The 20,053-nt window shown below is 72.7% G+C and carries 16 protein-coding genes, 3 tRNA genes and 1 pseudogene; 14 read left to right on the top strand and 6 right to left on the bottom strand.

The window, feature by feature from the left end; translation table 11 throughout:
* The first annotated feature begins 24 nt into the window (after positions 1–24).
* Positions 25–111: transfer RNA gene (locus BBH68_RS12830), tRNA-Ser, on the top strand.
* Positions 112–304: 193 nt separating this feature from the next.
* On the opposite strand, the gene BBH68_RS12825 is transcribed toward BBH68_RS12830, so the two are convergent.
* Together BBH68_RS12825 and BBH68_RS12820 are read right to left on the bottom strand one after the other, a co-directional pair.
* Positions 305–544 carry a hypothetical protein gene (locus tag BBH68_RS12825; protein ID WP_065961825.1) on the bottom strand — a complete coding sequence of 80 codons (240 nt, stop codon included), beginning with the start codon at positions 542–544 and terminating at the stop codon, positions 305–307.
* Positions 545–782: 238 nt separating this feature from the next.
* Positions 783–965, bottom strand: coding sequence for a DUF1737 domain-containing protein (locus BBH68_RS12820; protein ID WP_065961823.1), 183 nt, complete (start codon positions 963–965; stop codon positions 783–785).
* 265 nt (positions 966–1,230) lie between these two features.
* On the opposite strand from BBH68_RS12820, the gene BBH68_RS12815 reads away from it, so the two are divergent.
* Entirely contained in the window at positions 1,231–1,557 is a 327-nt protein-coding gene (locus tag BBH68_RS12815; RefSeq protein WP_065961822.1) for a helix-turn-helix domain-containing protein, read from the top strand.
* A gap of 21 nt (positions 1,558–1,578) precedes the next feature.
* Here BBH68_RS12815 and BBH68_RS12810 read toward each other — a convergent pair whose 3' ends face one another.
* Positions 1,579–2,376, bottom strand: a complete 798-nt coding sequence (locus BBH68_RS12810; RefSeq protein WP_245738035.1) for a hypothetical protein — start codon at positions 2,374–2,376, stop codon at positions 1,579–1,581.
* Between the two features lie 444 nt (positions 2,377–2,820).
* On the opposite strand from BBH68_RS12810, the gene BBH68_RS12805 reads away from it, so the two are divergent.
* From BBH68_RS12805 to BBH68_RS12770, 8 genes are all read left to right on the top strand, one after another.
* Positions 2,821–3,990, top strand: coding sequence for an acyl-CoA dehydrogenase family protein (locus BBH68_RS12805; RefSeq protein ID WP_065961819.1), 1,170 nt, complete (start codon positions 2,821–2,823; stop codon positions 3,988–3,990).
* Positions 3,987–4,979: a bifunctional MaoC family dehydratase N-terminal/OB-fold nucleic acid binding domain-containing protein gene (locus BBH68_RS12800; RefSeq protein WP_079150948.1), complete on the top strand. Its 993-nt coding sequence runs from the start codon at positions 3,987–3,989 to the stop codon at positions 4,977–4,979. The genes BBH68_RS12805 and BBH68_RS12800 overlap by 4 nt, the downstream gene beginning before the upstream one ends.
* Positions 4,979–6,310 (top strand): acyl-CoA dehydrogenase family protein, encoded by a 1,332-nt coding sequence (locus BBH68_RS12795; protein WP_079150947.1) that lies wholly within the window; start codon positions 4,979–4,981, stop codon positions 6,308–6,310. Before BBH68_RS12800 ends, BBH68_RS12795 begins: the two co-directional genes overlap by 1 nt.
* The gene (locus BBH68_RS12790) at positions 6,307–6,747 is read left to right on the top strand and encodes a MaoC family dehydratase (protein ID WP_065961818.1); all 441 of its coding nucleotides are present in this window, start codon (positions 6,307–6,309) and stop codon (positions 6,745–6,747) included. The genes BBH68_RS12795 and BBH68_RS12790 overlap by 4 nt, the downstream gene beginning before the upstream one ends.
* Positions 6,744–7,910 (top strand): lipid-transfer protein, encoded by a 1,167-nt coding sequence (locus BBH68_RS12785; RefSeq protein ID WP_065961816.1) that lies wholly within the window; start codon positions 6,744–6,746, stop codon positions 7,908–7,910. Before BBH68_RS12790 ends, BBH68_RS12785 begins: the two co-directional genes overlap by 4 nt.
* 53 nt (positions 7,911–7,963) lie before the next feature.
* Positions 7,964–8,821: a DUF1906 domain-containing protein gene (locus BBH68_RS12780; protein WP_065961815.1), complete on the top strand. Its 858-nt coding sequence runs from the start codon at positions 7,964–7,966 to the stop codon at positions 8,819–8,821.
* A 193-nt stretch (positions 8,822–9,014) separates the two neighbouring features.
* Positions 9,015–9,545 (top strand): SigE family RNA polymerase sigma factor, encoded by a 531-nt coding sequence (locus BBH68_RS12775; protein ID WP_065961814.1) that lies wholly within the window; start codon positions 9,015–9,017, stop codon positions 9,543–9,545.
* A gap of 83 nt (positions 9,546–9,628) precedes the next feature.
* Positions 9,629–11,281 (top strand): long-chain fatty acid--CoA ligase, encoded by a 1,653-nt coding sequence (locus BBH68_RS12770; protein ID WP_065961811.1) that lies wholly within the window; start codon positions 9,629–9,631, stop codon positions 11,279–11,281.
* Positions 11,282–11,465: 184 nt separating this feature from the next.
* On the opposite strand, the gene BBH68_RS12765 is transcribed toward BBH68_RS12770, so the two are convergent.
* Positions 11,466–12,731, bottom strand: coding sequence for an MFS transporter (locus BBH68_RS12765; protein WP_245738034.1), 1,266 nt, complete (start codon positions 12,729–12,731; stop codon positions 11,466–11,468).
* A gap of 221 nt (positions 12,732–12,952) precedes the next feature.
* Here BBH68_RS12765 and BBH68_RS12760 point away from each other — a divergent pair.
* Positions 12,953–13,528, top strand: a pseudogene (locus BBH68_RS12760) (TetR/AcrR family transcriptional regulator); the annotation flags it as partial.
* A gap of 166 nt (positions 13,529–13,694) precedes the next feature.
* On the opposite strand, the gene BBH68_RS12755 reads toward BBH68_RS12760, so the two are convergent.
* Together BBH68_RS12755 and BBH68_RS12750 are read right to left on the bottom strand one after the other, a co-directional pair.
* Positions 13,695–18,623, bottom strand: coding sequence for a PAS domain-containing protein (locus tag BBH68_RS12755; protein WP_174589016.1), 4,929 nt, complete (start codon positions 18,621–18,623; stop codon positions 13,695–13,697).
* Between the two features lie 226 nt (positions 18,624–18,849).
* A complete protein-coding gene (locus tag BBH68_RS12750; RefSeq protein ID WP_342673132.1) occupies positions 18,850–19,143 on the bottom strand; it encodes an SSI family serine proteinase inhibitor in 294 nt (97 codons plus the stop codon).
* Here BBH68_RS12750 and BBH68_RS44245 point away from each other — a divergent pair.
* The 3 genes from BBH68_RS44245 (at position 19,118) to BBH68_RS12740 (ending at position 19,983) form a co-directional block, all read left to right on the top strand.
* A complete protein-coding gene (locus BBH68_RS44245) occupies positions 19,118–19,318 on the top strand; it encodes a hypothetical protein (protein WP_342673133.1) in 201 nt (66 codons plus the stop codon). The two genes, BBH68_RS12750 and BBH68_RS44245, sit on opposite strands and share 26 nt — an antisense overlap.
* A gap of 186 nt (positions 19,319–19,504) precedes the next feature.
* Positions 19,505–19,594: transfer RNA gene (locus BBH68_RS12745), tRNA-Ser, on the top strand.
* 316 nt (positions 19,595–19,910) lie between these two features.
* Positions 19,911–19,983, top strand: a tRNA-Arg gene (locus tag BBH68_RS12740).
* Positions 19,984–20,053: the final 70 nt, after the last annotated feature.

The raw sequence follows: 20,053 nt of genomic DNA, 5'->3' as shown, positions 1-20,053 counted from the left end.
CCACCCCCAGCGGGCCCGACGCGAGGAGGCTTGCCCGAGCGGCCTAAGGGAACGGTCTTGAAAACCGTCGTGGCAGCGATGTCACCGAGGGTTCAAATCCCTCAGCCTCCGCCGAGGTGAGAGAACGAGCAGGTCAGAAGGGGCACCCCCGCTCAGGAGGCGCCCCTTCTACGTCTGCGGTGTCTCACTCCGGCCGCGTGAATCCGCACCTTCGACCAGCGGGTGTAGACCAGGGGCGGTTCAGCGCGGCGTCGCCCGGGCCGGTGCGACGCTCGTGGCCCGCTTTGCTACGCGTCCAGTCGCGTCAGTTCTTGCGGCGGCGCCCTTGCCCGTAGGGGCCGTGGCGATCGTGTGCTCGCCACTCCTCCTCGTGGATGTCGCGGTCTTCGCCGGACGTCTTGCCGTTGGGAGTGGGGATGGCCTCGCCTTTGTTGATTTTGTCCAACAGGGAGGCGAGGGGGTCGGGGTGCTCGTCGCCGAAACGCTCGCGGGCGCGCTCGGGGAGCGGGCCTGGGGAGGGCGGTATGAGGGCGATCTGCTTCACCTTGGGGCGCTTCGGTGCAGACGAGGCTATCTCTGCCTCGGCGCTGTGCTGATCAGGTCGTGACGTACCACTCATCAGCAGGCCCCCGTCTCGCTGAAGTGCTCTCACCCGTGGAGAGATCATTCCCTGGAAGGGCCTGCGGCAAACGGAATGATCCAGGGCGAAGTAGGCGCAGTTGAGGCGATCTCGCCGCATCCCCGGTTGCTCGTACGTGCGCTGGTGAGCGGCTTCCGCGTACTTAACGCGTCGGCCAGAGGAGGGCTTGGGCGACGATCACGCGGTCGCCGTTGAAGGTGACGGCGGGGCCTTCGTGGAGTTGGTAGCCCAGGGCGAGGACCTCGCTGACGCGGCGGCAGAAGGTCTCGTCGTCGGGGCCGGTCAGGACTCGGTAGGCCGGCAGGCCGTCCGGGGGTGTGCTCATGGGGCAAGAGTCTCAGCCGGCTCTTCGAGCGACCAAGCCGGTTACGAGGTACGGATCTGGCCGAAAACGAATGGTGTCTGTCGTCGTCGCAGGTCACGGCCGTGCGAACGGGCGGGATCCGTCGGCTCATCATGAGATTGAGCCGAAAGTGGGCTTTTAGCTGAAGCTAAAAAGGGGATCCTGGGAGTGTGGATGTGAGAAGCGAAGTGTGGATGTGAAGAGCGACGCCATGATGTCGATGCAGCGCGGTCTGGAGTGATGAGTCTTGCCGTGGAAGAGCAAAGGTGTGAAGGCCGAGGCGGCCGACGCCGCCGGTGCCCGGTTGGCTCGGCAGGCCACCGTGGAGGTGGCTGGAGTGTTGGGCAAGCGGGACATGAGCCGAACCGATCTCGCCAGGCTGATGGACGTGAGTCCGGGCAGAGTCAGTCAGATCCTGTCCGGGGACGAGAACCTGACGCTGCGTAGTCTGGCAGCAGTGGCGGAAGCGCTTGATCTCGATGTCAGGATCAGCTTTGTCGAGCCCAAAACCGGCCGCCAGGACGAGGTCGCACTGCGACCGGGTAGTTCCGACGCGTTCGTCTATACCCATTGACGTGGGCGATGGGCGGGCTCGTCACGGATGGGGCGTGGGGGCCTCGGTTAGCGGTTCGACGGCCATGGCCGCTTGTCGGATCCTCATGAGGTCCCTGTCGCCGCTGCGCTTGCCGTGCCTGTAGCCGAACTCGAGCATCTGCACGCAGGCTTCCTTGGCCTTGGCCAGGGCCTGCCGGCAGTCCTCGGCCTCCTCCCTCGTCCGGCTGTGCAGTTCCTTGGGGAAGTCCTGCAGCTCTCGCTGCCGGCGGCGCGCCTCGACGTCGGCCTCGACCTTCGCGGCCTCGTCCAGTAGGGCCTCCACGTCTTCGTACAGGCCGTCGATGGTCGTCTTGTCCTTCGTCTGTACGGCGCAACCGCGCAGATGCGCGCGGGCGTCGAAGGCGAACATCCGCAGTTGTGCGATGTCCTCGAAGTCCCTGACCAGTCGGTGACAGTGGCAGTACATGTCGTGGATGAGCCGCCGCTCCAGGTGGCCGAGCAGCACGGCGATCCCGAGGGTGATCATGGCGACGAAGGGAGGGGTGGACTGTTGGTTCTGCTGCTGGCGGACCCTCGGGGCCAGCGCGCCTCCGGCGGCGGCCGCGGCCACGGCGGGCGGCACGTCCGCGGCGTGCGGCAGCAGGAGGGTGATGGTGATCATGGCCGCGGCGCAGGTGCACGCCATGATCGTGCCGCACAGGGCTGTCGATCGGGCGGTCCCCAGGAGCCGGCCCTTGTCGGCGAATCGGTGGACCAGCGAGATTCCGGTGACCAGTGCGCACAGGCCCATGGGTAAGACGAAGTTCCGGAACCACCCCTGTGTGTAGAGCTCGTGCACTGCTCCCCCCTGGTTCTGCGCCGCCGTCCCGGATGCCGAGCGTCCGGTCGCGGGGGAGTGCGGAAAACCGGATTCACTGTCCGCCTGGGTGCGGAAGCGCCGACCAGTGGCCGTGCCATCCCCTCACGGAGCGCCTCGTTCGCGTCATCACGATAGTCTCATCCGAACGCGTAGCGCACAGGTCACTTTCTGTACAACTTTGGATCGTCGTCGGCCTTATCCCTATCGGTTCCCGCTTGAGGCGGCCGTTTCTCCGGTCGTGGGGGCGAGGCGCGCCGCGGCGAGCTGAAGGCCGACGCCGCGTTCAATCGCTCGGTGCGCGCTCGCCCTCACCTCGCGCCTCGCCGCCGCGCGACCTTGACAGCACTGATTTATCTGACGGATAGTCAGAAAGCTTTGCGCCCGGACGTGCGACGTTGTCGAGCGAAGGGGAGACCGCTGCCCATGCACCTCGCTCCCACCCCCCGCCAGCGGCGGCTGCGCGAGGAACTCCGCGACTACTTCCGCGAGCTGATTCCCCCGGAGACGCGCGCCGCGCTGCCGGGCGATCCGGCCTTGCAGCGGCTGCTGCTGCGGCGTATCGGCGCCGATGGACTGCTGGGGCTCGGCTGGCCGGTCGAGTACGGAGGCCAGGGACGGGGCCCCGACGAGCAGTTCGTCTTCTTCGACGAGGCGTACCGGGCCGGCGCTCCGGTCTCGATGGTCACGCTCAACACCGTCGGGCCGACCTTGATGAAATACGGCACGGAGGAGCAGAAGCGGTTCTTCCTGCCGGGCATCCTCGCCGGCGAGGTCGTCTTCGCCATCGGCTACTCGGAGCCGGAGGCCGGCACGGACCTCGCCTCGCTGCGGACCAGAGCGGTGCGGAACGGCGGCGAGTGGCTGATCGACGGCGCCAAGACCTTCACCAGCAACGCGCACAACGCCGACTGGATCTGGCTGGCCTGCCGCACCGACCCGCGGGCGCGCAAGCACGAGGGCATCTCCATCATCCTGGTGCCGACCGACGCCCCCGGCTTCTCCTGGACGCCGATCGAGACGGTGGCCGGGCTGACCACCACCGCGACGTACTACGACGCGGTGCGCGTCCCGGCCGACCACCTCGTCGGACAGGAGAACGGCGGCTGGGGGCTGATCACCAACCAGCTCAACCACGAGCGGGTCGCGCTCGCCGCCATCGGCATGCAGGCCGAGGACTTCTACCGGGCCGCGCTCGCCCACGCCCGCACGCCGGATCCGCACACCGGCGCGCGCCCCGCCGACCGGCCCTGGGTGCGGGCCCGGCTGGCGGAGGCGCACGCCCGGCTGGCGGCCACCCGGCTGCTCAACTGGCGGCTGGTGGGGGACGTGGGGGCGGGGACGCTGAGCCCGGGCGACGCGAGCGGCGTCAAGTTCGCGGGAACCGAAAGCGCCGTCGAGGTGTACAGGATGTGTCAGGAGATTGTGGGGGAAGCGGGGCTGATCCGGGCGGGATCGCCGGGCGCGTTCGGCGACGGCGAGCTCGAGCGGATGAACCGGGCCGCGCAGATCAACACCTTCGGGGGCGGTGCGAGTGAAGTGCAGCGGGAAATCGTCGCCACGATGCGGCTCGGCATGCGGCGGGGGCGGCGATGAGCGGTGAGCGGACGGCCGGCGGCGGGCCGGCCGTCGGCGAGGGCGCTGTCAGTGAAGGTGTCGTCGGCGAAGGTGGCGTCGGGGGCGTCGCCGTGGACGACTTCTACGGGCGGCTGAAGGCGTTCGAGGGGCGGACGGCCGCGGTCGGTGGCGAAGGCAAGGACCCGGTCAACGAGCCGATGATCAGGCATTGGTGCGAGGCGATGGGCGACGCCAACCCCGCCTATCCGGCCATCGCGCCGCCGACGATGCTGCAGGTGTGGACGATGGGCGGGCTGTCCGGCCATCCGGCCGGCTCGGCGCGGTCCGAGGCGTATGACGAGCTGCTGGCCCTGCTCGACGGCGCGGGCTGCACCTCGGTCGTCGCCACCGACTGCGAGCAGGAGTATGTGCGCCCTCTGCGGCCGGGCGATCGGGTCACCTTCGACGCGGTGATCGAGTCGGTGTCGCCGCGCAAGACCACCAAGCTCGGCGAGGGCCACTTCGTCACCACGCGGATGGACGTCCGGGCGGGCGGGGACCTGGTCGGCAGACACCGCTTCCGCATCCTCAAGTACGCCCCGGCGCGGCGGGCCACGACGGCGAAGGGGGCGAAGCGGCCGCGCCCCGTGATCAACCGTGACAACGCCGGCTTCTGGGCGGGGGTCGCCGAGCACAGGCTGCTCATCCAGCGCTGCACCGGCTGCGGCGCGCTCCGCTTTCCGTGGCTCCCGGGGTGTGGGGCATGCGGCTGCCAGGAGTGGGAGACGGTCGAGGCCTCCGGCGCCGGCACGGTGTTCAGCTATGTCGTCATGCACCACCCGCCCTTCCCGGCCTTCGACCCTCCGTACGCCGTAGGTCTGATCGAGCTCGCGGAAGGGGTGCGGATGATCAGCAACATCACGGGGGTGCGCTACGACGAGGTCCGCATCGGCATGCCCGTGGAGCTGGAGTTCCTGCGGGTCGACGCCGATCTTGAGCTTCCCGTCTTCCGAGGGGTGGTGGCCTGATGGACTTCACACCCACCGTCGAGCAGCGAGCCGCGCGCGAGCTGGCGGCGGAGATCTTCGGCGATCTGTCCACCCATGAGCGGCTGTCCGCCCTCGGCACCGCGATGGACGCCGAGCTATGGAAGGCGCTGTGCGCGGCGGGGCTGCCGGCCGCCGTGGAGGAGATCGGCCTGGTCGGGCTCGTCCTGCTGCTGGAGGAGCAGGGAAGGACCACCGCCCAGGTGCCGCTCGCGGCGACCTGTGCGTACGGAGTGCTGCCGGTGGCCGTCCACGGCACGGCTGAGCAGCGCGATCGGCTGCTCCCCGCCCTGCGGGACGGCACCGCGGTCGCCACGGGCGCGTTCGGCTCGCGGGTGGCCACCGCTCGCCGGACGGCGGACGGGTGGCGGTTGAGCGGCATCTTCCCGGCCGTGCCCTGGCTCCGGGTGGCGACCCATGTCCTGGTGCCGGCCCAGGTCGCGGGGGCAGGCCCTGAACAGGTCGCGGGGGCAGGCCCTGAGCAGGCCGCAGAGGCGAGTACTGTGCAGGTCGCCGGGGCGGGCTCCGGGGCGGGGGCGGGCCGCGGGGCCCCGGCCGGGCCCCGGGCGGAGCCGCGCTGCTTCCTGGCCGAGGTCCGCGCCGCCGGGATCGAGGCCGTCGAGACCACCGCGCCATGGGCGGCGGGCCGGCTGACCCTCGATGCCGCGCCCGCCGAGCCGCTGGGCGGCGAGCGCACCCACGCCGATGTGCTCGGCCGGGCCCGCACCGCGTTCGCCGGGCTGCAGGTCGGAGTCTGCGAGGGTTCCCTCGACCGGGTGGTCCACCACACCTCCGTCCGCGAGCAGTTCGGCCGCCCCCTGTCCACTCACCAGGGCGTGCTGATGCGTGCGGCGGATGCCCATATGGACACCGAGGCCATCCGGGTCACGGCGTACGAGGCGGCCTGGCGCTACGACCAGGGCCTGCCCGCCGCCATCCACGCGCTCACCACCGCCTGGTGGGCCTGCGAGGCCGGCAAACGGGTGGTGCACTCGGGCCAGCATCTCCACGGCGGCATCGGCGCCGATGTGGAGCACCCGGTGCACCGGCACTTCCTCTGGGGCCGACAGCTGGATGCGTATCTCGGACCGGCGCCGGGGCTCCTGGCCGAGCTGGGCGATGAACTGACCACCGATGAACTGACCGCCGGTGAATTCACCGGAGACGAATTCACCGGAGACGGACCGACCGCCGATGAGCTTCCGGGCGCCGCGCTGACGGCCGATGAGCCCGGGGAGCCCGGTGAGCTGTCGGGTGACGCGCCGCTGGGCGGTGCTCTGGCGGCCGGTGAGCTGCCGGAGGTGGCCGGATGACGGCCCGGGTCGGCGAGGAGCTGCCGACGCTGCGAATTCTCATCACCCGGACCCTCATCGTCTCCGGCGCGATCGCCTCCCGCGACTACCAGGACGTGCATCACGACGCCGAGGCGGCCAAGGCGAAGGGCTCCCCGGACATCTTCATGAACATCCTGACCACCAACGGTCTGGTCGGCCGGTACATCACGGATCACTTCGGCCCGCGCGCCCGGCTCCGGAAGGTCGCTATCCGGCTCGGCGCCCCCAACTACCCCGGTGACGAGATGGTGCTGACCGGACAGGTCACGGCGGTCGCGGCCGATGGCGTCGCGGAGATCTCGGTGACGGGCCGCAACGCCCTCGGCAAGCATGTGACCGGCAAGGTCACCGTGTGCTTGCCACCCGACCGCCCACAGCACGTCCCGCGTCCTGGGTCCGACGGGGAGGCCCGATGAGTGTCCGCAGAGCCGACACGCTCGGCGGCCGGGCGGCGATCGTGGGGATCGGCGCCACCGAGTTCTCGAAGGACTCCGGCCGCAGCGAGCTGAAGCTGGCGGCTGAGGCCGTCCGCGCCGCCCTGGACGACGCCGGGCTCACCCCCGCCGATGTCGACGGGCTGGTCACCTTCACCATGGACACCAGCCCCGAGATCACCGTGGCCCAGGCATGCGGCATCGGCGAGCTCTCGTTCTTCTCCCGCGTCCACTACGGCGGGGGAGCCGCCTGCGCCACCGTCCAGCAGGCCGCGCTCGCCGTGGCCACGGGCGTCGCCGACGTCGTGGTCTGCTACCGGGCGTTCAACGAGCGCTCCGGCCGCCGTTTCGGCTCCGGGGTGCAGCACCGCGAGCCCTCGGCCGAAGGCACCGCGCTCGGCTGGGCGCTGCCCTTCGGCCTGCTGACCCCGGCCTCGTGGGTCGCCATGGCCGCGCGGCGCTATCTGCACACGTACGGCCTGTCGCCGGACGTCTTCGGCCATGTGGCCGTCACGGACCGCCGCCACGCCGCCACCAACCCCGCCGCGTACTTCTACGGCAAGCCGATCACCCTCGCCGACCACGCCGCCTCCCGCTGGATCGTCGAGCCACTGCGGCTGCTGGACTGCTGCCAGGAGACGGACGGCGGCCAGGCGCTCGTGGTCACCGGTGTCGAGCGGGCGCGCGATCTGCCGCATCCGCCCGCGGTGGTCACCGCGGCGGCGCAGGGCGCGGGGCGCGGGCAGGAGCAGATGACGAGCTTCTACCGCGACGACCTGACCGGGCTTCCCGAGATGGGAGTGGTCGCGCGGCAGCTGTGGCGCGGCAGCGGGCTGATCCCCGCCGACATCGATGTGGGCATCCTCTACGACCACTTCACCCCGTTCGTGCTGATGCAGCTGGAGGAGTTCGGCTTCTGTGGGCCGGGTGAGGCGCCCGGCTTCGTCGCCGACGGCGCGCTACCGCTCAATACCCATGGCGGTCAGCTCGGTGAGGCCTATCTGCACGGGATGAACGGGATAGCCGAAGCGGTCCGCCAGATACGCGGCACCTCGGTCAACCAGGTCCCGCAGGCGTCCCGCGCCCTGGTCACGGCGGGAACCGGGGTACCGACATCCGGGCTGCTCATCGGGGCAGACGGCTGAACCGCGCGCGTGTCTGCGGGGCCGGTCCCCCCACCGGCACTTTGACTCGTCATATGGACCGAAGAAAGAAGATCAGATGGAAGATCGTCGGATGTGCGGTCGGCCTGTCCGCGACGCCGGCCACGCTGATCGTCGGCGCCCCTTCCGCCGCCTCCTCCCCCGAGGCGGCCCTCCCCGACCCTCGGCCGCTGGGCGCCAAGGTCTTCCGTGGCTGGGCCCTGGACACCTGCCACGCCCCCTCGCTCGAGACCCTGCGTGCCTGGAGCGGATCCCGGTACGGCGCGGTCGGCGTCTACTACGGGGGCCGCGGCCGGGCCTGCCCGAGCCAGCCGAACCTCGGCGTTTCCTGGATGCGGGGGACCCGTGCCATCGGCTGGCGGGTGCTGCCCATCTATGTCGGCTCGCAGTCCCCCTGCGTCCGCAACAAGAACAAGAAGCACGTCCCCATCGGCGACAAGCCCTGGTCGCAGGGGCGCAAGGAGGGCAAGGACGCGGTCAACCGGGCCAAGGCGCTGGCCCTCAAGAAGCGCAGCGCGCTCTACCTCGACATGGAGGCCTACGAGCAGTGGCGCACCAAGTGCGCCAAGACCACGCTCTCCTTCATCCGCGGCTGGAACCGGGAAGTGCGCTCGCACGGCTATTTCCCGGGCTTCTACAGCAGCGCCGAGTCGGGGGTGCTGCATCTGGAGCAGGCCCGCGAGGCCGGGAAGCACGACCTCCCCTCCGTGATGTGGTTCGCACGCTGGAGCGGGAAGGCATCGCTGTCCGGGGAGCCGGTCCTGCCCAAGAGTGCCTGGCATCCGCACCGCCGTATCCACCAGTACGTCGGCAATGTCACCGAGACGCACGGCGGCCGGACCCTGCAGATCGACCGCAACAAGGTCGACGCCCCCGTGGCGATCATCGACTGACCCCGGCCGTCGGCCGAGCCCCCGGTCGTACCCCCCTCGCCGTACCACCCCTGGGGCACAACCCTGAGGTACTCTCCGCCACCCCTCCCCCCGCAGGAGGTGATGCCGGCCCCGCTCCTACAACCTGAGGTTGAGGCGCCTTCGGCACTTACGGCCGATCCATCGACCGCTGCCCGCTCCTAGCGTGGGAGGCATGACCACGAGTGTGTGCACCGGCGCGTCCACCGCCGCGTTTCCGTCCTTCGCGTCGTACGTGCGGGCGCGGGGGCCGGTGCTGCTGCGCACCGCCCGCGCGCTGAGCGCGAACGCCTGGGACGCGGAGGATCTGTTGCAGACCGCGCTGGCCAAGACGTACGTGGCGTGGGAGCGGATAGAGGACCACAACGCGCTGGACGGGTACGTCCGCCGGGCGTTGGTGAACACGCGGACCTCGCAGTGGCGCAAGCGCAAGGTCGACGAGTTCGTGTGCGAGGAGCTGCCCGAGCCGGATCCGGTCCCCGCCCCGGACCCCGCGGAGCAGCAGGTGTTGCGGGACGCGATGTGGCGGGCGGTGCTGCGGCTGCCCGACCGGCAGCGGGCCATGGTCGTCCTCAGGTATTACGAGGACCTCAGCGAGGCCCAGACGGCCGAGGTGCTGGGCGTGTCGGTGGGCACGGTCAAGAGCGCCGTCTCGCGCGCCCTCGGCAAGCTGCGCGAGGACCCGGCCCTCACCCGGGCGGCCTGACCGGACCTAGTGACATACCGTCCGGTCGGCTGCAGAATCGGCGGACACCTCGCCCGCGCGTAACCGGAACCCTGGAGGCCCCGGTGCTCAGCACGATGCAGGACGTACCGCTGACCGTGACCCGCATCCTCGTCCACGGGGCGCTGACGCACAGCAAGGCGCAAGTCATCACCTGGACCGGTGACGGCGAGCCGGAGCGCCGTACCTTCTACGACGTGGCGCTGCGGTCGATCCAGCTGGCGAACGCGCTGCGCGACGAGCTCGGCGTCGAAGAGGACCAGGTCGTGGGCTCGCTCATGTGGAACAACTGCGAGCACCTGGAGGCGTATCTGGCGGTGCCCTCGATGGGGGCCGTGCTGCACACCCTCAATCTCCGGCTGCCCGCCGACCAGTTGACCTGGATCATCAATCACGCCGCCGACCGCGTGATCCTCGTCAACGGCTCGCTGCTGCCGCTGCTCGCCCCGCTCCTGCCCCGGCTCGGTTCCGTGGAGCACGTGGTCGTCGCCGGGCCGGGGGACCGCTCCGTTCTGGACGGGTGCCGGGCGAACGTCCACGACTACGAGGAGCTGATCGAGGGCCGTCCCGCGCGTTACCCCTGGCCCGTCACGGATGAGCGCCGGGCCGCGGCCCTGTGCTACACGTCCGGGACGACCGGTGACCCGAAGGGCGTGGCTTACAGCCACCGTTCGATCTATCTGCACTCGATGCAGGTCAACAGCGCCGAGGCGTTCGGCATGTCCGCGAAGGACACCCTGCTGCCGGTGGTGCCGATGTTCCACGCCAATGCGTGGGGCACCCCGCACGCCGCCTTCATGGCGGGCGCCTCCATGCTGATGCCCGACCGCTTTCTGCACCCGGCCCCGCTCGCCGACATGATCGAGGCGGTCCGCCCCACCCTCAGCGCCGCCGTCCCCACCATCTGGCAGGGGCTGCTGTCCGAGCTCGACGCCAAGCCGCGGGACGTGTCCTCGCTGCGCGAGGTCTACATCGGAGGGGCGGCCTGCCCGCCGTCGTTGATGAGGGCGTTCGAGGAGCGGCACGGCATCCGGGTGGTGCACGCCTGGGGCATGACGGAACTCTCGCCGCTCGGGTCCGTGGCCCATCCGCCCGCCGGTCTCACGGCGGAGGAGGAGTGGCCGTACCGCGAGTCCCAGGGCCGCTTCCCGGCCTCGGTGGAGTACCGGCTGACCGCGCCCGACGGCGAGCTCGTGCCCTGGGACGGCACGTCGGTGGGCGAGCTGGAGGTGCGCGGTCCGTGGATCGCGGCCGCGTACTACGGCGGGGCGGAGGGCGAGCCATTCCGCCCGGAGGACAAGTTCACCGCCGACGGCTGGCTGAAGACCGGCGATGTCGGCGCCATCACGGCGGACGGCTTTCTGACGCTGACGGACCGGGCGAAGGACGTCATCAAGTCGGGCGGCGAATGGATCTCGTCGGTCGAGCTGGAGAACCATCTGATGGCCCACCCGCATGTCGCCGAGGCGGCGGTGGTCGCGGTGCCGGACGAGAAGTGGGGGGAGCGCCCGCTGGCGACGGTGGTGCTGAAGGACAGCGTCGAGGTCGATTACGAGGAGCTCCGGGCGTTCCTCGCGGAGCGGATCGCGCACTGGCAGCTGCCGGAGCGCTGGGCGCTGATTGAGGAGGTGCCGAAGACGAGCGTGGGGAAGTTCGACAAGAAGGTCATCCGCAGGTGGTACGCGGACGGTGAGCTGGAGGTGACGAAGCTCGGCTAGGCGGCCGAGGGGCGCGGACGACCAAGTCCACGCCCCCGAAAAGCTCCGATGCTCCCGATGTCGGGCGCGAAGCAGAAGCCGAGGCCGGGGCCCAGCACGAGTCCGGGGCCGAGACCGGGGACCGGGTCCGGGACCGGGTCCGGGGTCCGGGTCCGGGGCCGGGGACCGAATCCTGGGCGGTCGGTCAACGCGTACGGGTGGCCCGGCCGGGACGGCGTCGGGCGGCGCCCAGCCAGCCGAGGGCCAGCCAGCAGACGGCGACGGCGCATACCCCGCCCCAGCCCCACCGCTCGAACGCGGGCCCCGCGAGCGCCGAAGCGGTGGCTCCGCCGATGAACGCCGAGACGATGTAGGCCGTGTTGGCCGTGGCCGGCGAGGCGGTCGAGGTCAGGGCCCGGGTCTGGTTGGCCACCTGCCCCGCCGTCAGCCCCGCGTGCAGCAGCACCGCCGCCGCGCACAGCGCCCAGATCCAGGAGCCGCCGAGCCAGAACAGCGGTACGGAGGCGGCGGCGAGCACATACGCGGCGCCGACCACCCGGGTCACCCCGAACCGGTCCACCAGGCCGCCGGACAGCGGCGCCACGGCGCTTGCGGTCAGCCCGAACAGGCCGAACAGGCCGGCCGTGCCCGTCGACATGCCGTATCCGGGCCCGGTGAGCAGCAGGGCCAGCGCCGTCCACAGGGCGCTCCACGCCCCGTACAACCCGGCCTGCCGCAGGCACGCGCTCCGCAGTTCAGAGGAGGTGGCGAGCATCCGCGGCACCCGCGCGACGCCCTTGAGGATCGCCGACGGGTGGGTCTTGGCGCGCGGACGGGTCTCGGCCGGCAGCAGCGCGGCGGTCGCCAGGCCGATGAGCGCGGTCAGGCCCGCCGCGCCGAGGAAGACGGCGCGCCAGCCGTACGCCTGCCCGGCGAGCCCGCCCAGCACCCGGGCCGCGACCACGCCGGCGAACAGCCCGGCGACGACGACGCCGAGGTGGCGGCCGCGCCGCGCGGCCGGGGCGCGTTCGGCGACGAGCGGCACCAGCAGCTGCGGTACGACCGTGGCGGCGGAGGCCGCGAAGACGGCGGCTCCGAGCGCGGGCAGCCCCGGCGCCAGTCCCGCGACGACCAGGGCCACGCCCGCCGCGGCGGACAGCGCGCCGACGAGGCGGCGGCGGTTGGCGGTGTCGCCGAGGGGCGCGAAGAGCAGCAGTCCGGCCGCGTAGCCGAGCTGGGCGACGGAGGCGATCCACCCGGCGGCCGACGGGGCGACGCCGAGGTCGCGGGCGATCAGATTGAGGAGCGGCGCGGCGAGGTAGATGTTGGCGGCGGTCACGGCGGTGCAGAGGGCGATGACCGCGAGGAACACTCCGCTGGGCGGGCCGTCGCGCCGGGCGCGGGGGCGGGGCCCGGCGCCGGTGGCACGGCTGGTGCCGGACGGCACGGCCGGATCCCTACCCGTACCCATATCCGTATCCGTATCCGTGCCTCTACGTACGTCCGTGCCCGTACCCGTACCCGTAGGCGTGGCCATGCCCGAGCCCGTGCCCGTACGCGTCTCTGCCACCGTCATCGCTGATGCCTCCCCGCGGCGCATGCCTGCTGCTTTTCTCGTAACCAACTGGTTGGTTATTGAGTCTGCGGGCTCGGGGGGATGTTGTCAACCAGACAGTTGGTTACCCTGGGTCCATGGCACAAGCAAGGGACGCGGAGGCGACGAAGGCCCGGATCTTCGCGGCGGCCACCGCGGAATTCGCCGCCCACGGCATCGCCGGGGCCCGCATCGACCGCATCGCCCGCGAGGCCAAGGCCAACAAGCAGCTCATCTATGCCTACTTCGGCGACAAGGCCGAACTGTTCAGGCAGGTCATACAGCACGCCATGCTGGACCTCGCGGCCGCGGTCCCGCCCGACCCCGAGGACCCGGCCGGCTATCTGGACCGCCTGATGGCCTACCACGCCGCCCACCCCGAGCTGCTGCGGCTGATGCTCTGGGAGGGGCTCGAGTACGGAAGCGGCGGTTCCGAGGTCCAGCGGGAGGAGGAGCGGCGCGCGTCCTACGCGGCGAAGGCCGCCGCGTTCGCCGCCGCGCAGGAGCGGGGCGCCATCGACGGGTACCTCCCGCCGCAGCACCTGGTGTTCGTCATCAGCGCGCTGGCGGGCTGGCCCTTCGCCGTGTCGCAGTTCCGCAGGCTGCTCGTCGGCGACACGGAGGAGGACGCCGCGCGGCTCAGCGAGTCACTCCACGCCGCCGTCCGCCGCCTCACCGGCACGGAGGGCTCACCGTCCAAGGGCTCGCAAGCCGAGGGCCCCGAACACGAGGGCCCCGAACACGAGGGCCCCGAAGACGAGGGCTCCGAACACGAGGGCCCCGAACCCGACGGTCCCCACTCCCAGGGTTCATAGCCCGAGGGCCGGCGGTCGGCGGGCCTCAGTTGTTGCCGATCTTGGCCAGCAGGTCCACGATCCGCCCCTGCACCTCCGCGCTCGTCGAGCGCTCCGCGAGGAACAGCACGGTCTCGCCCGAACTCAGCCGCGACAGATTGGCCGGGTCGATGTCCGCGGAGGTGTAGACGACCAGCGGGGTGCGGTTGAGCAGCCCGTTCCCCCGCAGCCAGTCCACGATCCCGGCCCGGCGGCGGCGCACCTGCATCAGGTCCATCACCACCAGATTCGGCCGCATCTGCGCCGCGAGCGTCACCGCGTCCGCGTCCGTAGCCGCCCTGGCGACCTGCATGCCGCGCCGCTCCAGCGTCGCCGTCAGCGCCTCGGAGATCGGCTGGTGCTCCTCGATCAGCAGCACCCGCGGCGGGTGCTGCTCGCTGTCGCGCGGGGCGAGCGCCTTGAACAGGACGGCCGGATCGGCGCCGTACGCCGCCTCCCGCGACGCCTGGCCGAGCCCCGCCGTCACCAGCACCGGCACCTCGGCGGCGACCGCGGCGGTACGCAGCGACTGCAGCGCCGTCCGGGTGATCGGCCCGGTCAGCGGGTCGACGAACAGCGCGGCCGGGTACGCCGCGATCTGCGCGTCCACCTCCTCCCGCGAATGCACGATCACCGGGCGGTAGCCGCGGTCGCTGAGCGCCTGCTGGGTGGACATGTCAGGCGCCGGCCATACGAGCAGGCGGCGCGGGTTGTCCAGGGGCTCGGGCGGCAGCTCGTCGTCGGGCGGCGGGGTGCGGTCGTCGACGACCTCGACCGCGCCGTTCGGCCCGTCCAGCGGCTCCGGCCCCTCGGCGCCCTCGTCGGGCGCGCCGATCGCGAAGGCGCGGCCCGCGCTCTGCGGCGCGGCGGGACGGTGCGGATGCGGCCCCGGCCCCACCGGCTGGGGGCGCGGCTGGGGCCCGCGGGCACCGCCGTGGGGCTGGGCCCCGGGGTGGGCCGGGCCTCCGGGGCGCGGCTGGGCACCGGGGGGTGGTTGGGCACCGGGGTGGGGCTGGGCACCGGGGTGGGGCGGCTGCGCGCGGCCGGCCGGCTCGATCTCGGCCGAGGCGGCAGGATCGCCCGGGTCGGGCCGGGCCGCCAGCTTGCGCCGCCTGCCCGAACCCCCGGGCGTGGCCGTGCCGCCCGACGGCGTCTGGAGCTGCGCCTGCGAATGGTGCGGGTGATGCTCCGAGACCTGCTGAGCGAACGGCACGCCCTGCCCAAGGGTCCGCACGCTGATCGAGCGCCCCTGCGAGGCGTCGGCGCCCGGGGCGGGCTCGGCCGCGGCCAACTGCTGCGGCCGGCGCTGGGGCAGAGGCTGAGGCTGGGGGCCGCGTGGCGCGGGACCGCCCGGTGTGGGACCGCCTGGCGCGGGACCGCCCGGCCAGGCGCCCGGCTGCGGCGCGCCTTCCTGCATGGCGGGCAACTGGCCCTGCCCCGGCTGTCCGCCCTGCCCCGGCCGGCCTCCGTGCTCCGACATCCCGCCGTGGCCCGGCTGCTCGCCCGGTCCAGGCTGATTCCCAGACCCCGACTGGTCCTCGGTCAGCGGTCGCCGGGCCCGTCGCCGCCCGGTGGGCTGCGGGGCGGGCTGGGGCACGCCGGGGCCGGGCACCGGCCGCGGGCCGCCGCCGGTCTCGTACGGGCCGTCTTCCGGGCCGCCCTCCGGGCCGTACGGGCCCGCGTCCGCGTCGTACGGGGCGCCCTCGGGCTGGTTCCAGTTGTTCTGCTGTTGTTCGGGGGTGCGTGCGGCGGGCAGTGCGGGCATGGCCGGTCCGCCCTGGGCACCTTGGGCGTCCGGGGGCGTCTGGGGGCCCGGGGCGGCGGGCCAGCCGCCGGGCCGCTGCCCGGCGTTGGGCGGTACGGGGCCGCCCCGTACGGCGAGGCCGCCGCCCTGGGCGTCCTGGGCGGCTCCGCCGCGCGCGTCCCGCGCCCCGTGCTGCGCGGGGACGAGGCCCACGGGGCCCAGCTCCGGCGGCAGCGCGGACTGCGGCGCCCGGTCGGCCGCCGCGGGCGGCAGCGCGAAGGGGGACCGGCCACCGGCCGGGTCGCCGGCGGGCTGAGACTGCGCCTGGGGTTGCCCCTGGCGCTGCGGTTGCGGCTGTGGCTGCTGCGCCTGGTCGGCTCCGGCCCGCCCGGGTGCCTCGGCGAGCGCGCGCCGGGCCCTCCGCCGCCCGGCGGGCTGGGCGCCGGGCTGGGCCGGGGGGAGCGGGTCCGGGCCGTCCTCGGGCTGGTTCCAGTTGTTCTGCTGTTGTTCGGGGGTGCGTGCGGCGGGCAGTGCGGGCATGGCCGGTCCGCCCTGGGCACCTTGGGCGTCCGGGGGCGCCTCGGGGCCCGCGGCGGCGGGCCAGCCGCCGGTCTGCGGAGCGGCGTCGGCCGCGGCGGGCGGCAGCGCGAAGGCCGACCGCCCCGGGCCGCCCTCGGCCGGGGCACCGCGGCGGGCGCGCCGCCCCGCCGGGGGCGACGGCTGCCCGGCCACGCCCTGCGGCGGCACCGGACCCATCGCGGCGGCCTGCGGGCCGGTCCGCGGACCGGCCTGCGGCGCACCGGCCCGGGCATGGCGATGAGCCCCCGAACCCTGGCCGTCGGTCTCGGGGTTCGCGCTCGCGGCCGCCGGCTGCCCTTCGGCGGGGTGGCGGCGGGCGCGTCGGCGCCCGGTCGGCCGTGGCTCCTCGGCCTCGGCCTGCTGCGCCGCGGCGGTGTCGTCGCCGTCCGGCGCGGGCGCCAGGGGCGCGGGCCCGGCGTGCGCGGCGCGGTGACCGGCGCCCTGGGTGCCGGGCGTGCGCGGGGCGGCTCCGGGCACGGCGGCGCCGCCGTGCGTGCCCCCGCCGTTGCCACCGCTACCGCCGACACCGGCGCCGTTCGTACCGGCCCCGTTCGTACCGGCCCCGTTCGTAGCGGGCCCGTTGGCACCGGCGCCGCTCGTGCCGGCGCCGTTCGTGCCTGTGCTGTTCATACCGGCGCCATGGGTCCCGACGCCCTCGGCCCCGGCACCGTTGGTTCCGGCACCGTTGGTTCCGGTTCCGTTGGTCCCGACACCCTCGGCCCCGGCTCCGTTGGTCCCCGCGCCGTTGGTTCCGTTCGGGCCGCGCCGGGCGCGCCGCCCCGTCGGCGTCTGGCCCGTGCCCGTGCCGTCCGTTCCGCCCTGGGCGGCCCCGGGGCCCGAGGCCGTGTGGCCGGTGTCGGCTGCCGGGCCGGAGGCGCCCCGGCCGGCGGTCCCCGCCGCGGCCCCCGTCCCGGACGTGCCCGCGGATGCCGCCGTGGCGTCCTCGGGCCCGCCCGCCTGGTCGGCGGCGGCCGCGGAGATCGGCACCTCCAGGACGTACGCGTGCCCGCCCATGCCCGGCATCTCATGCGTCTGCAGCACGCCACCGTGCCGCCGTACGATCCCCCGGACGATCGGCTCGTGCACCGGGTCGCCGCCCGCGTACGGACCCCGTACCTCGATCCGTACGACGTCGCCGCGCTGCGCCGCCGCCACCACGATCGTCGAGTCGCCCGTCGCGCCGCCGGGGCCCCCGGCCGCCTTTCCGGTGGAGTCGACTCCGGCCACGTCCGCGATCAGGTGCGCCAGCGCCTGTGCCAGGCGCTCCGCGTCCACCTCGGCCTCGATCGGCGGCGCGTGCACGGCGAACTGCGCCCGCCCCGGGCCGATCAGCTCGACCGCGCCCTCGACGCCGGCCGTGACGACCTCGTCCATCGAGACCGGGTGCCGCGTGAAGTCCTCGCTGCCCGAGTCGAGCCGCTGGTAGCTCAGGACGTTGTCCACCAGCGTGGTCATCCGGGTGTAGCCGGCGGCGAGGTGGTGGAGGATCTGGTTCGCCTCGGGCCACAGCTGCCCGGCCGGGTCGTCGGCGAGCACGCCGAGTTCGCCGCGCAGCTCCAGCAGCGGGCCGCGCAGCGACTGGTCGAGTACGGCGAGCAGCTGGGCGTTGCGGGCGGCGACCGCCTCGTACCGCTCGGCGTGTTCCTGGCGCTCCTGGGCGAGCCGCGCCGTGAGCTCGTCCCGCTCCTGATTGAGCCGCGCGGTGAGTTTCTCGACCTCCTCCGCGTGCCGCGCGGTGAGCTTCTCCAGCTCCTCCGCGTGCTTGGCCGTGACCTTCTCCAGCTCCTCGGCGTGTTGCGCCACGAGGGCTTCCTCGGGCCGCCGGTCGGTGAAGGTCATCACCGCGCCGACGAGCTGATCACCGTCCCGCACGGGCGCGGTCGTCAGGTCGACCGGTACCGGGCTGCCGTCCTTCGCCCACAGCACCTGGCCGCGCACCCGGTATTTGCGGCCGGAGCGCAGGGTCTCGGTGAGCGGGGCCTCCTCGTACGGGAGAGGGGAACCATCCGCGCGCGAGTGGTGTACAAGAGGATGAAGCTCCTGACCGCCCAAGTCGCTGGCCCGGTAGCCGAGGATCTGCGCGGCGGACGGGTTGACGAGGACCACCTTGCCCTCGGTGTCCACGCCGACCACGCCCTCCGCCGCCGCGCGCAGGATCATCTCGGTCTGGCGCTGCTGTCGGGCGAGTTCGGCCTCCGTGTCGAGCGTCCCGGTCAGGTCGCGCACGACGAGCATCAGCAGTTCGTCGCCGGTGTAGCTGTACTGGTCGGCGTACGGGGTCCGGCCGTCCTCCAGATTCGCGCTGGTGACCTCGACGGGGAACTGCACGCCGTCGGTGCGCCGCGCGACCATGCGCGTCGGCTTGGTGCGGCCCACCTCGTCCTGGTCGCCCGGGCGGCGCATCGAGCCCGGAATGCGATTGGAGTCGAAGGTGGGGAGGAGATCGAGAAGCCCGCGGCCCACGAGCGCCGTTCCCGGCACCTCGAAGGTCTCGAGCGCGATGTGGTTGGCGTTGACGACCGTGCCGTTGCAGTTGACCAGCAGCAGGGCGTCCGGGAGGGCGTCGAGTATGGCTGCGAGGCGAGCAGCGCCTCGGGATGGCCTGCTGCTCACGACGACGCTTCCTCCCTGATGTACCGCACCTTGCCCGACACTCGCGGTCATTGTGCCGCCGCGTCCGTTGAGTGTCCTCCAGGGAGTCTACGGGCAGCGGGCGCGGGCGCGGCGGTAGATGAGAGGGAGGTCGCAGCACGACGTACGCGTCTCGACGCACGCCTGGACAAACCCCCTGGGCGCGCTCACCGGTCGGTTCCGTCCCAGGCCCGGCCAATACTCCAGGTCAGCTCCCAGGAAGGCGCAAAACCTCGGAAAATCTGTCCCACCGGGCGATCTCGCACCCGTTCACCCGAGAGAACCGCGCGTCCACCGGCCGCCCCGCCCAACGCCCCCGCAGATGCCCCGTGGCCGGCCCCCCGTACTGCCCCGTGCACATCGCCCCGGGCGGCACGGGCGCGAACGGGTCCCTCCCCCACACCATCGCGTCATCCAGCTGATCGCACGCCTCCCCCGCGGCCGGATGCGTCCCGCCCGTGGGATGACACGTCAGCGTGTACGTGACGGAGTCCGCGACCACGCCGCTCCGCGACACGGTGACGACCAAACGGTCGCCGCCCTCCCCGTCGTACGGCCTGGGCAGCGGCACGGGCGCTGCCCAGGCGGGGACGCTCAGCGCGGCCACAGAGGCGGCCGCCGAGACGGCGGCGACGGCGAGGCGGTGCAACACAGGCATGGGGGCGCTCCAGGTGTGATCACATCGGGGCGCACTGCCCCTGCCCCTCTAACGCGCCGCCGTCGTGCGCGTTGCGCCGCCATAAGGGCTTTGCGATGCGACCCGCCAGCCGAGTACCGTAGGCGGCGATTGGTGACATCCCCCTGGGCTGTGACATCATCTGCACACACCGCATCGCGCTCGCGCGAATATGCTCGGTGTGCATGGAGGCTTCGCCTAGTCTGGTCTATGGCGCCGCACTGCTAATGCGGTTTGGGGTAACCCCCCATCCCGGGTTCAAATCCCGGAGCCTCCGCACTGACCGGAGCCCCGGCCCCACGGCCGGGGCTCCGCTGCGTTTGCCCCTCCAGGCGCCCCACCGCCCCACCCGTTTGGCCGCCCCCTGCGTGCCACTCTGGTCACGCGCGGTAACTATCGCCAGCCCGGCCTCAGCCCCCTTGTGCCTGCCTCGCTCCGCCGCCCCGCCGCTCCCATCGATCTTCCGGGCGACCGCCAAAAGGGCGTTTTCCCAGTTCAGAGGGGGTGTGGGAAACGGATTTCGTCTGACGCCGCAGGTCATGTAATGTTGTCCCCGCAACGCCGACCGGCAAGAAGAACCGCCGGGAAGCCAAGCGCTCGTAGCTTAACGGATAGAGCACTTGACTACGGATCAAGAGGTTGCAGGTTCGAATCCTGCCGAGCGCGCCCCAGCTCAGAGGCCCCTTCCAGTGATGGAAGGGGCCTCTGGCGTTACCGGTTGACGGCGGTCGTTGAC

The sequence above is a fragment of the Streptomyces sparsogenes genome (genome assembly GCF_001704635.1).
Lineage (GTDB): Bacteria > Actinomycetota > Actinomycetes > Streptomycetales > Streptomycetaceae > Streptomyces > Streptomyces sparsogenes.
This window is presented reverse-complemented; position numbering and strand designations above follow the sequence as displayed.

Coding starts and splice junctions, on each gene's coding strand:
- BBH68_RS12775 (WP_065961814.1), top strand. CDS start 9,015: ATGACCACGAGTGTGTGCACCGGCGCGTCCACCGCCGCGTTTCCGTCC.
- BBH68_RS12780 (WP_065961815.1), top strand. CDS start 7,964: ATGGACCGAAGAAAGAAGATCAGATGGAAGATCGTCGGATGTGCGGTC.
- BBH68_RS12820 (WP_065961823.1), bottom strand. CDS start 965: ATGAGCACACCCCCGGACGGCCTGCCGGCCTACCGAGTCCTGACCGGC.
- BBH68_RS12790 (WP_065961818.1), top strand. CDS start 6,307: ATGACGGCCCGGGTCGGCGAGGAGCTGCCGACGCTGCGAATTCTCATC.
- BBH68_RS12765 (WP_245738034.1), bottom strand. CDS start 12,731: ATGGGTACGGGTAGGGATCCGGCCGTGCCGTCCGGCACCAGCCGTGCC.
- BBH68_RS12795 (WP_079150947.1), top strand. CDS start 4,979: ATGGACTTCACACCCACCGTCGAGCAGCGAGCCGCGCGCGAGCTGGCG.
- BBH68_RS12785 (WP_065961816.1), top strand. CDS start 6,744: ATGAGTGTCCGCAGAGCCGACACGCTCGGCGGCCGGGCGGCGATCGTG.
- BBH68_RS12805 (WP_065961819.1), top strand. CDS start 2,821: ATGCACCTCGCTCCCACCCCCCGCCAGCGGCGGCTGCGCGAGGAACTC.
- BBH68_RS12800 (WP_079150948.1), top strand. CDS start 3,987: ATGAGCGGTGAGCGGACGGCCGGCGGCGGGCCGGCCGTCGGCGAGGGC.